The sequence below is a fragment of the Leclercia sp. LSNIH8 genome, from assembly GCF_002920195.1.
Taxonomy (GTDB): domain Bacteria; phylum Pseudomonadota; class Gammaproteobacteria; order Enterobacterales; family Enterobacteriaceae; genus Enterobacter.
The window spans coordinates 35925-49884 of record NZ_PQJY01000010.1 but is presented as its reverse complement, the minus strand read 5'-3'; the positions used below and the strand labels follow the sequence as shown (position 1 = coordinate 49884).

At 55.6% G+C, this 13960-nt stretch carries 16 protein-coding genes; 5 read left to right on the top strand and 11 right to left on the bottom strand.

Annotation, left to right across the window (positions count from 1 at the left end; all coding sequences use genetic code 11):
- Positions 1-14 precede the first annotated feature (14 nt).
- Entirely contained in the window at positions 15-2153 is a 2139-nt protein-coding gene (pta, locus tag C3406_RS21665; RefSeq protein WP_103825154.1) for a phosphate acetyltransferase, read from the top strand.
- 54 nt (positions 2154-2207) lie between these two features.
- On the opposite strand, the gene yfcD is transcribed toward pta, so the two are convergent.
- Genes yfcD through yfcF form a run of 3 tightly spaced genes read right to left on the bottom strand, consistent with a single transcriptional unit; the run spans position 2208 to position 4057 of the window.
- Positions 2208-2750, bottom strand: coding sequence for an NUDIX hydrolase YfcD (gene yfcD, locus C3406_RS21660; RefSeq protein WP_103825155.1), 543 nt, complete (start codon positions 2748-2750; stop codon positions 2208-2210).
- Positions 2751-2805: 55 nt separating this feature from the next.
- Positions 2806-3357 (bottom strand): phosphodiesterase, encoded by a 552-nt coding sequence (yfcE, locus tag C3406_RS21655; RefSeq protein ID WP_139157087.1) that lies wholly within the window; start codon positions 3355-3357, stop codon positions 2806-2808.
- A 55-nt stretch (positions 3358-3412) separates the two neighbouring features.
- Positions 3413-4057 (bottom strand): glutathione transferase, encoded by a 645-nt coding sequence (yfcF, locus tag C3406_RS21650; RefSeq protein ID WP_103825157.1) that lies wholly within the window; start codon positions 4055-4057, stop codon positions 3413-3415.
- 144 nt (positions 4058-4201) lie between these two features.
- On the opposite strand from yfcF, the gene yfcG reads away from it, so the two are divergent.
- Genes yfcG through C3406_RS21630 form a run of 4 tightly spaced genes read left to right on the top strand, consistent with a single transcriptional unit; the run spans position 4202 to position 6725 of the window.
- The gene (yfcG, locus tag C3406_RS21645; protein ID WP_103825158.1) at positions 4202-4831 is read left to right on the top strand and encodes a GSH-dependent disulfide bond oxidoreductase; all 630 of its coding nucleotides are present in this window, start codon (positions 4202-4204) and stop codon (positions 4829-4831) included.
- 51 nt (positions 4832-4882) lie between these two features.
- Positions 4883-5245, top strand: coding sequence for a dihydroneopterin triphosphate 2'-epimerase (folX, locus tag C3406_RS21640; RefSeq protein ID WP_103180493.1), 363 nt, complete (start codon positions 4883-4885; stop codon positions 5243-5245).
- Positions 5246-5264: 19 nt separating this feature from the next.
- Positions 5265-6158, top strand: coding sequence for a TIGR01777 family oxidoreductase (locus tag C3406_RS21635; protein ID WP_103825159.1), 894 nt, complete (start codon positions 5265-5267; stop codon positions 6156-6158).
- A gap of 57 nt (positions 6159-6215) precedes the next feature.
- The gene (locus C3406_RS21630; RefSeq protein WP_103825160.1) at positions 6216-6725 is read left to right on the top strand and encodes a GNAT family N-acetyltransferase; all 510 of its coding nucleotides are present in this window, start codon (positions 6216-6218) and stop codon (positions 6723-6725) included.
- A 74-nt stretch (positions 6726-6799) separates the two neighbouring features.
- Here C3406_RS21630 and hisP read toward each other — a convergent pair whose 3' ends face one another.
- The 8 genes from hisP to cvpA all read right to left on the bottom strand — a co-directional run bounded on the left by hisP (position 6800) and on the right by cvpA (position 13864).
- A complete protein-coding gene (gene hisP, locus C3406_RS21625) occupies positions 6800-7573 on the bottom strand; it encodes a histidine ABC transporter ATP-binding protein HisP (protein ID WP_103825190.1) in 774 nt (257 codons plus the stop codon).
- Between the two features lie 8 nt (positions 7574-7581).
- Positions 7582-8295 (bottom strand): ABC transporter permease, encoded by a 714-nt coding sequence (locus tag C3406_RS21620; protein ID WP_103825161.1) that lies wholly within the window; start codon positions 8293-8295, stop codon positions 7582-7584.
- On the bottom strand, positions 8292-8978 hold the full coding sequence (locus tag C3406_RS21615; protein ID WP_103180501.1) for a histidine ABC transporter permease HisQ: 687 nt from the start codon (positions 8976-8978) through the stop codon (positions 8292-8294). The genes C3406_RS21620 and C3406_RS21615 overlap by 4 nt, the downstream gene beginning before the upstream one ends.
- 83 nt (positions 8979-9061) lie before the next feature.
- On the bottom strand, positions 9062-9844 hold the full coding sequence (gene hisJ, locus C3406_RS21610; protein ID WP_103825162.1) for a histidine ABC transporter substrate-binding protein HisJ: 783 nt from the start codon (positions 9842-9844) through the stop codon (positions 9062-9064).
- A gap of 241 nt (positions 9845-10085) precedes the next feature.
- On the bottom strand, positions 10086-10868 hold the full coding sequence (argT, locus tag C3406_RS21605) for a lysine/arginine/ornithine ABC transporter substrate-binding protein ArgT (RefSeq protein WP_103180503.1): 783 nt from the start codon (positions 10866-10868) through the stop codon (positions 10086-10088).
- Between the two features lie 297 nt (positions 10869-11165).
- On the bottom strand, positions 11166-11735 hold the full coding sequence (locus C3406_RS21600) for a UbiX family flavin prenyltransferase (protein ID WP_103825163.1): 570 nt from the start codon (positions 11733-11735) through the stop codon (positions 11166-11168).
- An 89-nt stretch (positions 11736-11824) separates the two neighbouring features.
- The gene (gene purF, locus C3406_RS21595; RefSeq protein ID WP_103825164.1) at positions 11825-13342 is read right to left on the bottom strand and encodes an amidophosphoribosyltransferase; all 1518 of its coding nucleotides are present in this window, start codon (positions 13340-13342) and stop codon (positions 11825-11827) included.
- A gap of 33 nt (positions 13343-13375) precedes the next feature.
- On the bottom strand, positions 13376-13864 hold the full coding sequence (gene cvpA, locus C3406_RS21590; RefSeq protein WP_039030950.1) for a colicin V production protein: 489 nt from the start codon (positions 13862-13864) through the stop codon (positions 13376-13378).
- Positions 13865-13960 lie beyond the last annotated feature (96 nt).

Sequence of the window (13960 nt, the reverse complement as noted above, 5' to 3'; positions counted from 1 at the left end):
AAAGAGGATAAATCGTGTCCCGTACTATTATGCTGATCCCGACCGGAACCAGCGTAGGCCTGACCAGCGTCAGCCTCGGTGTGATCCGTGCGATGGAACGCAAAGGCGTTCGTCTGAGCGTGTTTAAGCCAATCGCTCAACCACGTGCTGGTGGCGACGCACCAGACCAGACCACCACAATTGTTCGTGCAAACTCTAACCTGCCAGCCGCTGAACCGCTGAAGATGAGCCACGTTGAGTCTCTGCTCTCCAGCAACCAGAAAGATGTGCTGATGGAAGAGATCATCGCTAACTACCACGCTAACGCCCAGGATGCGGAAGTGGTGCTGGTAGAAGGCCTGGTTCCGACGCGCAAGCATCAGTTTGCCCAGTCTCTGAACTTCGAAATCGCCAAGACGCTGAACGCGGAAATCGTGTTTGTGATGTCCCAGGGTACCGATACCCCGGAACAGCTGAAAGAGCGTATTGAGCTGACCCGCAGCAGCTTCGGCGGCGCAAAAAACAGCAACATCACCGGCGTGATTGTGAACAAACTGAACGCCCCGGTTGATGAGCAAGGCCGTACCCGCCCTGACCTGTCCGAAATCTTCGACGACTCCTCCAAAGCGAAAATCGTGAAAATCGATCCCGCTAAGCTGCAGGAATACAGCCCGCTGCCAGTGCTGGGCGCGGTGCAGTGGAGCTTCGATCTGATCGCCACTCGTGCTATCGACATGGCGCGCCACCTGAACGCCACCATCGTGAACGAAGGCGATATCAATACCCGTCGCGTGAAGTCCGTAACCTTCTGTGCGCGTAGCATTCCGCACATGCTGGAGCACTTCCGTGCAGGTTCCCTGCTAGTGACCTCTGCAGACCGTCCTGACGTGCTGGTTGCAGCCTGTCTGGCCGCGATGAACGGCGTGGAGATCGGTGCGATCCTGCTGACCGGTGCCTATGAAATGGACCCACGCGTCAGCAAACTGTGCGAACGCGCATTTGCTACCGGCCTGCCGGTCTTCATGGTGAACACCAACACCTGGCAGACCTCCCTGAGCCTGCAGAGCTTCAACCTGGAAGTGCCAGCTGATGACCACCAGCGTATCGAGAAAGTGCAGGAATATGTGGCCGGTTGCATCAATCCTGACTGGATTGAATCCCTGACCGCGACCTCCGAGCGCAGCCGTCGTCTCTCTCCACCAGCCTTCCGTTACCAGCTGACCGAGCTGGCGCGTAAAGCGGGCAAACGCGTTGTTCTGCCTGAAGGTGATGAACCACGTACCGTTAAAGCCGCAGCAATCTGTGCCGAGCGCGGTATCGCGACCTGTGTGCTGCTGGGTAACCCGGATGAGATCACCCGCGTCGCAGCGTCCCAGGGCGTTGAGCTGGGTGCGGGTATCGAAATCGTGGATCCAGAAGTGGTGCGCGAAAGCTATGTTGCCCGTCTGGTTGAGCTGCGTAAGAGCAAGGGCATGACCGAAGCCGTTGCCCGCGAACAGCTGGAAGACAACGTGGTTCTCGGTACCCTGATGCTGGAACAGGACGAAGTTGACGGTCTGGTTTCCGGTGCTGTTCACACCACCGCGAACACCATTCGTCCGCCGCTGCAGCTGATCAAAACTGCACCAGGCAGCTCTCTGGTCTCTTCCGTGTTCTTCATGCTGCTGCCGGAACAGGTTTACGTTTACGGTGACTGTGCGATCAACCCGGATCCAACCGCTGAACAACTGGCAGAAATTGCGATCCAGTCCGCTGACTCCGCGATTGCCTTCGGTATCGAACCGCGCGTAGCGATGCTCTCCTACTCTACCGGTAACTCTGGTGCAGGTAGCGACGTAGAGAAAGTACGTGAAGCCACCCGCCTGGCGCAGGAAAAACGCCCGGATCTGGTTATCGATGGCCCGCTGCAGTATGACGCCGCAGTAATGGCTGACGTGGCCAAATCCAAAGCGCCTAACTCGCCGGTTGCCGGTCGTGCTACCGTGTTCATCTTCCCGGATCTGAACACCGGTAACACCACTTACAAAGCGGTACAGCGTTCTGCCGACCTGATCTCCATCGGGCCGATGCTGCAGGGTATGCGCAAGCCAGTGAACGACCTGTCTCGTGGCGCGCTGGTAGACGATATCGTCTACACCATCGCACTGACCGCGATCCAGGCTTCACAGCAGTAAGCTGCTGCCAAACGTAAAAAGGCGACCCCAGGGTCGCCTTTTTTATTATCAGAATTACGCTTCTTCTTGCTTAGCCGGTTCGTTGTTGGCGTTACGACTCATCCACAGCGCCAGCGCTTTTAACGAATCAGGCGTGAAGTCATCGCAACGGGCAGTGATCTCCGCCGGGGTCATCCAGAACACTTCGCTGACCTCTTCTTCCTGCAGCGCAAACGGACCGTGGGAGACGCAGCTGAAGAGGCCTCCCCAGACGCGGCAGTGACTGTCTTCAAAATAGAACTGACCGTGTTCGGCAAACGGCACACCGGCAATCCCCAGCTCCTCTTCCGCTTCTCGGCGGGCGGAGTCAAGTAACAGCTCATCGGCCTGCACCACGCCGCCAGCCGTTGCATCGAGCATGCCGGGCATGAAATCTTTCGTTTCGGTACGGCGCTGCACCAGAATGTTGCCCATACCATCATGCACCACGATATAGGTTGCGCGATGGCGCAGGCGCTGCGCCCGCATCTGCTCGCGGCTCGCCTGGGCGATGACTTCATTGTCTTCGCTGACTATATCTACCCACTCAGTACTTGCCAAATGACTCTGCTCCACCATCGGGAAACCTTCTCTTTAAAGCGCTCTCACGGCGCGTTTACTGTTGAGGAGTAAGTTACGGATTAATCCTGGACTCTGCAATAACCTGGCTGTCATTCAGCGTCATAACGCACAAATGGCCCTCTTCCAGCATCCCATAGCTGGGTGGAAACCCGCCTTTAGGCAGGCTGACGGAGCCAGGGTTGAAATGAATAATGTCGCCCTTCTTCCCGGCTACCGGAATATGAGTATGACCATAAACCAGTACATCGCCAGCATTCAGCGCGGGCAGATTATCCGGACCAAACAGATGGCCGTGGGTGATAAAGAGACGGCAGTCCTCCAGCAAGATCTGCTGCCACGGGGCGGTGATGGGAAAGTCCAGTAACATCTGGTCGACTTCGCTGTCGCAGTTGCCCCGTACGGCGATAATGCGCGAGGCAAAAGCGTTTAGCCGCTCTGCAACCTCAGCAGGCGCATAGCCTTCAGGAAGCGGGTTGCGCGGGCCGTGATTCAGCACATCGCCGAGGATCACCAGCCATTGCGCCCCGCTCTGGTTAAACAGCGAAAGCACTTTTTCGGTCGCCGGTAGCGAGCCGTGAATGTCCGATGCAAACATCAGCTTCATCAGTGACTCCTTGTAGTGAAAAGCCGCCCCATCATACCTGAATCAGCAGGCCTTATCAGCCAGCCCGCTTCGCTGAAAGCGCCACATAACGCTGCACTGAGGCGCGCTGCCACTGGAAGCTGGCGTAATCCACCAGCTGCTGCGGTACGTCGTCACCATTGAGCACCAGGCGGTTGAGCATCAGCGCCAGATCGCTATCCGCAATGCACCACTCCCCGAATAAATTCTGATTGCCGTGGGCCAGCAGCGAGGTGGCGGTATCAATCAGCTGGCTTGCCGTCCGCTGGGCAGTTTCGCTCAGGGCCGGTTTTTTCACCCCGGCAAACACCACATCGGTAGAACGCTCTTCACGGATGGGCATCAGATCGCTGCGCAGCCACGCCTGAATCTGGCGCGCGCGGGCGCGTTTTTGCAGATCGAGCGGATAGATCCGCTCCCATTCCGGCGGCGCAAAACACTCTTCCAGATATTCGGTAATCGCAGAGGATTCGCTGAGTTCAAACCCGTCCACCTCGAGCACCGGTACGCGACGGGTCAGCCCGTAGCCCTGCCACTGCGGCTGCCGGTTTTCTCCCCGGCTGAGGTCGATGGTCTTCAGGGCGAAGGGCAATCCCTTTTCGGCCAACGCGACGTACACGCTCATCACGTAGGGTGAAAAATAGTCGGCATCTGACCACAGGGTAATCGCAGGTTGGCTCATAACGTCCTCATAAGGTTTCAGGTGATGGAGAGATATCCAAAATATAACCTCCTGTCCCGGCTGTCACTTGATGAAAACTCACGATTTATCATCACCACCTATACTCAATTCTATGCAGAAAAAAGCGCTATGACAGGAGTTGCGATGATTGACCTTTATTACGCCCCTACTCCCAACGGGCATAAGATCACTCTTTTTCTGGAAGAGGCCCAGCTGGACTACCGCATCCTGCCGGTCAATATCAGCAAAGGCGAACAGTTCCGCCCCGAGTTTCTCGCCATTTCCCCCAACAATAAAATTCCGGCGATTGTCGATCACGATCCGGAGGATGGCGGTACCCCGCTGAGCCTGTTTGAGTCCGGCGAAATATTGCTCTATCTGGCTGAAAAAACCGGCAAGCTGCTGAGTGGGGAATTACGTGAACGCCACGTCACGCTGCAGTGGCTCTTCTGGCAGGTTGGCGGCCTGGGGCCGATGATTGGTCAGAACTACCACTTTAACCATGCTGCGCCACAGCCTATCGCCTATGCCATCGAACGTTTTCAGGTCGAAACGCAGCGGCTTTATAATGTGTTGAATAAACGTCTGGAAAAATCGCCGTGGCTGGGGGGTGAACACTACAGCATCGCAGATATCGCCTGCTGGCCGTGGGTCAATACCCATGAAAACCATCGCGTCGATCTGGCATCATGGCCCGCGGTGAACAACTGGTTTGAGCGTATCCGCACCCGCCCGGCAACCGAGCGTGCAATGCAAAAAGTGCAGCAGATATAAACGCTTTCCTCATGTATTATGGTGTCGATAATGACACGGAGGAAGCCTGCAATGTCCCAGCAAGACGCAATTATTCGTATTAAAAATTTACGCCTGCGCACCTTTATTGGAATCAAAGAAGAGGAGCGTGCTAATCGCCAGGATATCGTTATTAACGTGACGATCCACTATCCGGCAGACAAAGCCCGCGCCAGTGAAGACATTAATGATGCGCTGAACTATCGCACCATTACCAAAAGCATCATTCATCTGGTGGAGAATAACCGCTTCTCTTTACTGGAAAAATTAACTCAGGATGTGCTGGATATCGCACGCGAACATCACTGGGTCACCTATGCTGAAGTCGAGATCGATAAACTTCACGCGCTGCGTTACGCCGACTCCGTCTCTATGACGTTAAGCTGGCAACGCTAAGCGCAACCCTGGAGGTGGTATGAAGATCCTGGTAACCGGCGGCACCGGCCTGATTGGCCGGCATTTAATCCCACGTTTGCAGGTATTAGGCCATGAGCTGACTGTGGTCACGCGTAGCCCTGAGAAGGCGCGCCAGCTACTCGGCTCCGGCATCGATATCTGGAAAGGGCTGACGGAGCACCAGGATCTTAACGGCTTTGATGCCGTCATCAATCTTGCAGGCGAGCCCATCGCCGACAAGCGCTGGACAAAAGAGCATAAACAGCGTCTGTGCAACAGTCGCTGGAACATCACCCAGCGGCTGGTTGATATGGTTAAGGCCAGCGACACGCCGCCCTCGGTGTTTATCTCCGGTTCGGCTTCAGGTTATTACGGCGATTTAGGCGAAGTGGTGGTGACCGAAGAGGAGCCGCCGCACAATGAATTTACCCATAAGCTGTGCGCCCGCTGGGAGCAGATTGCCTGCGGCGCGCAGAGCGAAAAGACCCGCGTGTGCCTGTTGCGCACCGGCGTGGTGCTGGCCCCCAAAGGGGGTATTCTCGGCAAGATGCTGCCGGTATTTAAGCTGGGTCTTGGCGGCCCGGTCGGTAACGGGCGTCAGTACCTGGCGTGGATCCATATCGACGATATGGTCAACGGCATTCTCTGGCTGCTGGATAACGATCTGCGCGGCCCGTTCAATATGGTCTCCCCCTACCCGGTGCGTAACGAGCAGTTTGCCCATGCGCTGGGCCATGCGGTGCATCGCCCTGCTGTAGTTCGCGCGCCCGCCACCGCTATCCGCCTGCTGATGGGGGAATCCTCCGTGCTGGTGCTGGGCGGACAGCGTGCGCTGCCGAAGCGCCTGGAAGCCTCCGGCTTTGCTTTCAGGTGGTACGACTTAGAAGAGACCCTGGGAGATGTGGTAGGTTAAACTTACTCTGTCAGCCATGTTAATTTGTTACGTCCGCTCTCTGTTCAAGGCGCTTCGATGGCAACAATTACTACTTCCCGGCTGACGCTCTCCCCTTTTGAGCCCTCTGACTGGCCCTTTTTCCATACTCTGCGCGAATCCCCGGAGATCATGCGCTATATGGCCACGATCGCTCCGGAAAAAGAGACCCGACGCCTGTTTGCTGCCCGTCTTACCGCCCCGCACACCTTTGTGATCCGCGCCCATAATGATGCTACCCCGCTCGGGGATATTGGCCTGCAGATCAGCGCCCGCTACCCTGAAGAAGCCGATATTGGCTACACCGTGATTGCCGCCGCCCAGGGCCGGGGAATTGCCAGCGAGGCGCTGCGCGCCGTGTGTGAATACGCATTTATCCGGGTGGGCGTCAGGGCGGTTAATGCCTGGGTACTGGCGGATAATGGCGGGTCGGTGCGGGTGTTAGAGAAAGCGGGTTTTGTGCGCACCCAGGTACTGGAAAAAGCGTATGAGATTAATGGGGTGCGGTATGACGACTGGGTGTACCGACTGGAGGTGAGTGCGGCCTGAATGCCGGGCGGCACTGTGTTTGCCCGGCCTACGGTTTTGTAGGCCCGGTAAGCGTAGCGCCACCGGGCAACAAACTACTTCAACGATCCCTTAAGGAACTGCTGCAGACGCGGGCTCTTCGGGTTACCTAATACCTCATCCGGATGCCCCTGCTCTTCGATTACGCCCTGATGGAGGAAAATCACGTGGTTGGAGACGTTACGGGCAAAGCCCATCTCGTGGGTCACCACCACCATGGTTTTCCCCTCTTCGGCGAGCTGCTGCATGATGCGCAGCACTTCGCCCACCAGCTCGGGATCGAGCGCGGAGGTAGGTTCGTCAAAGAGCAGCACTCCCGGCTCCATCGCCAGCGCACGGGCGATAGAGACACGCTGCTGCTGACCGCCGGAGAGATGCACCGGGTATTTCATCTGCTGGCGTTCGTCGATACCCACTTTCGCCAGGTATTTCTCCGCCCGGGTACGGGCTTCCTGCTTGCTTAAGCCCAGCACCTGCACCGGCGCTTCCATGACGTTCTCCAGCACCGTCATGTGACTCCAGAGGTTAAAGTGCTGGAACACCATCGTCAGACGAGTACGCAACATCCGCAGCTGGTGTTTATCCGCCACCTTCAGCTGACCGTCTTTGTCCTGCACCAGATTAATGTTCTCACCGCTGACCACAATCGAGCCGGCACTCGGCTTTTCAAGAAAGTTAATGCAGCGCAGGAAGGTACTTTTACCCGATCCTGAGGAGCCGATAATACTGATCACATCGCCCGCATTTGCCTGCAGCGACACCCCTTTCAGCACTTCATGTTCGCCGTAGCGTTTGTGCAAATCGATAACGTTTAATTTGTTCTCAGCCATCTTCATTCTCAGTGCGTCGAAGGTTTGACATGCTGCAACCAGCGTTTTTCCGCTTTGCGGAACAGGCTAATCAGGACATAAGAGATGATTAAATAGAGCACTGCCGCGATCCCGAAGGCGGTAAACGGCTGGTAGGTCGCCGAGTTAATATCACGGGCAATCTTCAGCAGATCCGGCACGGTGGCGGTAAAGGCCAGCGCGGTGGAGTGCAGCATTAAAATCACTTCGTTGCTGTAGGCAGGCAGCGCAATACGCAGCGCCGACGGCAGAATAATGCAGCGATAGAGCTTCACGGAGGAGAAGCCATACGCCCGCGCCGCCTCAATTTCACCGTGCGGCACGGAGCGGATCGCGCCGGCAAAGATCTCGGTGGTGTAGGCGCAGGTGTTCAGCGTTAAGGCCAGCACGGTACAGTTCAGCCCGCTGCGGAAGAACGCGTTCAGCATCTCGGTGCCTTTGACGATCTCCAGCGTGTACATCCCGGAGTAGAAGACCAGCAGCTGCACATAGAGCGGCGTACCGCGGAACACGTAGGTAAACAGCCAGATGGGGAAGCGGATGTAGTTATTGCTGGAGACGCGGCCAATGGCGAGGAAAATCGCCAGGATCCCGCCCATCACCACAGAAGAAATCAGCAGCCAGAGGGTGATCGCCACACCGGTAAAGCGGTATCCGTCGGTCCACAGCAGGGATTTCCAGTATTCCTGAATAATTTCGATCACAGGTCAGCCCTCTTCACACCCACGGAATAGCGACGTTCGAGCAGCAGCAGCACGCCATTGGAGACAGTGGTAAACACCAGATAAATCACCCCGCAGACAATCGCGAAGTAGAACGGCTCCCAGGTGCTTTTGCCTGCCAGCTGCGTGGCTTTTACCACATCTTCCAGCCCCAGTAAGGAGACCAGCGCCGTCGCTTTGAGGATAACCTGCCAGTTGTTACCAATCCCCGGCAGCGCAAAGCGCATCATGGCCGGAAACATAATGCGGCGAAACGTCTGTGAGGAGGTAAACCCGAAGGCCGTAGCGGCTTCGATATGCCCTTTCGGCACCGCGAGATAGGCCCCGCGGAAGGTTTCGGTAAAATAGGCGCCGTAGATAAAGCCCAGGGTGATGATACCGGCCACCATCGGATCGATATCAATCTGCGCCATACCGATGGCATCCGTAATGCCGTTAAGGGCGATTTGCAGACCGTAGAAGATCAGCAGCATCAGCACCAGGTCAGGCACCCCGCGGATCAGGGTGGTATAGCCCTCAAACAGCAGCGCCATCGCCCGATTCGCAGAGAGCTTCGCGCCCGCGCCTGCAAGGCCTATTAACACGGCCAGCACCACCGAACTGAGGGCCAGTTCAAGGGTGACCAATGCGCCTTGTAAAATTACGCCAGAAAATCCGTACAGCATACCGCCTGCCCTGTCGTGAGTGGTGTAGCCGTGTCTTTTCCCCTCCCGGGACGGGAGGGGCCGCACGTTATTAAGTGGAGGGATTAACCACCGTAGACATCAAAGTCGAAGTATTTCTTCGCCAGTTTTTCGTAAGTGCCGTCGGCGCGCATCTCGGCAAAGGCTTTGTTCAGCGCTTCACGCAGTTCGTTATCCTCTTTACGCAGACCCATACCGGTGCCCACGCCGAAGAGTTTCTCGTCTTTGATGGACGGCCCGCCGAACTTGTAATCTTTACCAACCGGCTGTTTCAGGAAGCCTTCGCTGGCTGCCACTTCATCCTGGAAGGCGGCGTCAATACGGCCCGCAGTCAGGTCAGCGTAGATATTCTCCTGGCCCTGGTAAGAGACGATTTCAATCCCTTTTGGTGCCCAGTGCTCGTTGCCGAAGGTCTCCTGAGTGGTGCCCTGCAGCACGCCCACACGTTTACCTTTCAGTGATTCGATGGTCGGCTGAATATCGGAAGATTTTGCTACCACCAGACGTGAGTCCGCTGCATAAAGCTTGTCGGTGAAAGCAATCTCCTGCTGGCGTTTTTCGGTGATAGAGAGGGAAGACATAATGGCGTCGATTTTTTTCGCTTTCAGCGAAGGGATCAGCGCATCCAGTGGGTTTTCAACGAAGGTACACTCTGTTTTGATACGTTTGCACAGCTCTTTAGCCAAATCGATATCAAATCCTACCAGTTCACCCTGCGCATTCTTCGATTCGAAGGGTGCATAAGTCGGGTCAGTACCAATACGAACTTTTTGCGGAATTGCTGCAAATGCCGCGGTAGCGCTGGAAAAGGCCAGAGCCAGGGAAAGTGACAAAACCAGTTTTTTCATATCTATCCTCAACAGACTGTCTTCTTACGGGATTTTAACGTCGACAGGGTGCCTTTAATGTGCCACTAATCGCCGCGGCAAGGCAAAAGATTATGCCCGGCAGGCGCGAAAAAGTGCATTGCGAGTGCTTAACTATTCACTTTATAACCAACGCGGCGCATGATTTGCACCATCCTGGTTCGCAAAGGCCATTGTCGCACCATAACGGGGAGCCATTATGGTGCGCACCCGTCAGTTCCGGTTAATCGCCGTAAACATTGAAGTCGAAGTATTTCTTCGCCAGTTTGTCGTAGGTACCGTCTTTACGCAGTTCAGTAAAAGCTTTGTCAAAGGCCGCTTTCAGCTCGGCATCGTCTTTACGCAGGCCGATCCCGGTGCCGTCGCCGAAATATTTTTTGTCCTTAACGGACGGGCCAGCAAAGGCAAACTCTTTACCTGCCGGTTGTTTCAGGAAGCCTTCGCTCGCGGCGACTTCATCCTGGAAAGCCGCATCCAGACGTCCTGCCGCCAGATCGGAATAAATCAGATCCTGGTTCTGGTACGCCACCACGTCCACGCCCTTCTCACGCCAGTTAGCGTTCGCATAGCCTTCCTGCGTTGAGCCCTGCAGCACGCCAACATGCTTGCCTTTCAGCGAGTCAATGGTTGGCTGGATTGGGGAGCCTTTCGCCGCAATCAGACGTGAATCCGCCGCGTAGAGCTTCTCAGAGAAGGCGATCTCCTGCTGACGTTTTTCAGTAATCGAGAGCGAGGAGATGATCGCGTCAATCTTCTTGGCTTTCAGAGACGGGATCAGCGCGTCGAAGTCGCTGCCCACCCAGGTGCATTTCACGGACATGCGTTTGCACATCTCATTTCCCAGGTCGATATCAAACCCAACGAAATCCCCCTTCGCATCTTTCGATGAGAACGGGGCATAGGTTGCGTCTGTACCGATACGTACGTTCTGTGGGAGCGCTGCAAAGCTGCTTGCTGCAGCGCTTAATCCCACCAGCAAAGACAGAGCCAGAACCGTCTTCTTCATACATTACCCTCAAGTGTCGTGATTTTCTTATGTAATAGATTGTGTTGTGTGTTGTTGCAGGCAATCTCTTGCAGGTCTTATGCCACATTGCACATAACGCAAAATTACGGCGTTAAATATGTTAATGAAAGGTTGCAGGATTGCCTTAATGGTGAAAGATAGCAGGTCTGCCAAACGAACCGCAGTGCCTGGAAAGGAAAAAAGGGATTAAATGTTGAGGATATGATCGCTGTTGCAGAATTGCCCTGAAACAGGGCATGTTGCGGTGAGCTGCACTCTGGCAGAACAGCTTTACCGTCAGGCGCCCTGCCAGCGGGTAAAGAGATCGTCCGGCAGGTCAATGTCGAACTGATCGAGCACCCGGTTCACGGTCTGATTAATCACATCATCCAGGCTTTGCGGACGGTGATAAAACGCCGGCACCGGCGGCATGATCACCGCCCCCAGTTCAGCGGCCTGGGTCATCAGGCGCAGATGGCCCAGATGCAGCGGGGTTTCACGCACGCACAATACCAGCGGACGACGCTCTTTTAATATCACATCGGCCGCGCGGGTCACCAGCGTATCGGTATAGCTGTTGACGATACCGGAGAGAGTTTTGATGGAACAAGGCAGGATCACCATGCCCGCCGTTTTAAACGACCCGGAGGAGATGCTGGCGGCGATATCGCGCGCGTCATGCACCACATCGGCCAGCGCCTGAACGTCACGCAGGGAGTAATCGGTTTCGAGAGAGAGGGTCTGACGCGCAGCCTGGCTCATTACCAGATGGGTTTCAACCTCGGCGACGTCGCGCAATACCTGCAACAAACGGACACCGTAAATCGCACCGCTGGCCCCTGAGATCCCTACTATTAATCGTTTCATGATGTTCGCCCTTGCTGTTACAGGGCTGACTGTGCAGGATTTTGGCGGGAGTTGCAAGCGAGGGCAGATGCCCTCGCCTGCGATAACGATTAACCTTCGTTGTGCATCTCTAAGCTTTCGAGATCGTTCGCCATCTGCACGGCTTTCGCATCGTCGTTGCGCAGCGAATCGAGGTAGTCCAGGTAGCCCTGATCCACATCTTTGGTCACGTAGATACCGTTAAACACCGAGCACTCGAACTGCTGAATATCCGGGTTCTCGGCACGCACCGCGTCGATCAGATCGTTCAGATCCTGGAAAATCAGGCCGTCGGCGCCGATGATCTGGCGGATCTCATCCACTTCACGACCGTGGGCAATCAGCTCGTTGGCGGTAGGCATATCGATGCCATACACGTTCGGGAAGCGAATCTCCGGTGCCGCAGAGGCCAGATAGACCTTCTTCGCACCCGCTTCACGGGCCATCTCGATAATCTGCTCTGAGGTGGTGCCACGCACGATGGAGTCATCCACCAGCAGCACGTTCTTGTCGCGGAACTCGGCGCGGTTGGCGTTCAGCTTGCGGCGCACCGATTTACGGCGCAGCTGCTGGCCCGGCATGATAAAGGTGCGGCCAACGTAGCGGTTCTTTACGAATCCCTGGCGGTAAGGTTTGCCCAGAATACGCGCCATCTCCAGGGCGATATCGCAGGAGGTTTCCGGGATAGGGATGACCACGTCGATATCCAGGTCTTCCCACTCGCGGGCAATCTTCTCGCCGAGCTTGGTTCCCATATTCACACGGGCGCTGTAGACGGAGATCTTGTCGATGAAGGAGTCCGGACGGGCGAAGTAGACATATTCGAACAGGCACGGATTGCTGACCGGGTTTTCCGCACACTGACGAGTAAACAGCTGGCCTTTCTCGGTGATGTACACCGCTTCGCCAGGTGCGACGTCACGCAGGAACTCAAAGCCCAGGGTATCCAGCGCCACGCTTTCGGAGGCCACCATATACTCGGTGCGGCCGTCGCCAATATCGCGCTTGCCCAGCACCAGGGGGCGGATGCCGTTAGGATCGCGGAAGGCGACCATACCGTGGCCGATAATCATCGCGACGCAGGCATAAGCGCCACGGATCAGGCGGTTAGTGGCGGCTACCGCGGCAAAAATGTTGTCAGCTTCCAGCGGATAGTGGCGGAAGTTATCCAGCTCGCTGGCAAAGACGTTGAGCAGGATTTCAGAATCAGAAGTGGTGTTAATGTGACGACGCTTCTCTTCAAACAGCTTCTTACGCAGCTCGTGAGCATTGGTCAGGTTGCCGTTGTGGGCAAGCGTGATGCCATACGGCGAGTTAACGTAGAACGGCTGAGCTTCAGAGGCGCTGGAACTGCCAGCAGTCGGGTAACGAACGTGACCAATACCCATGTTGCCTTGAAGACGCTGCATATGGCGGGCTTCGAACACATCGTTTACCAGGCCGTTAGCCTTACGTAAACGGAAGCAGTTGTGTGCATCAATGGTGATGATACCCGCAGCATCCTGCCCACGGTGCTGAAGCACCGATAATGCGTCATAAATAGACTGGTTTACCGGCATGAAACCGGCGATACCGACAATACCGCACATTCGTCATTTCCTCGTTAAGCCACATCTCAGGGTTTATGCCCTGGGCAAAAAACTCGACGAGCTTTGCAGATAGTCAAAGAACCATCTGATGATGAAGCTGAACTGCGGGATAAGCTGCGATTTCTGCCAGTCTTCACTTTTTGAGAACCCGGTAAAGGTATCAAGGAAGAACAGTATCGCGGCAACAATCAGCGCGCCTCGCAACGCCCCGAAACAGATCCCCAGCACCCTGTCCGTTCCTGACAACCCGGTTTTCTCAACCAGCTGGCCAATCACGTAGTTAACAATGGCGCCGACAATCAGCGTCGCGATAAACAGCACCGCGATGGCAATCCCATTTCGAACCAGTTCATCTTCAAAGCCCGTGAACCAGACAGACAGGTAAGTGTAGTAATGACTGGCAACAAAGAAGGCACAGCCCCAGGTTACCAGCGATAACGCTTCACGAACAAAGCCACGGATCAGGCTAACCAGACAGGAAAAACCTATCACCGCAATGATGGCGTAATCAATCCAGACCATATGTGTCCCACGATCAAACGCCCTGTCATCCAGTTCGGGGCGAATTCTAACAGAAAAAGAAAACGTTTGCGTAGGGATTTCCTTCCCGCGCGTAAA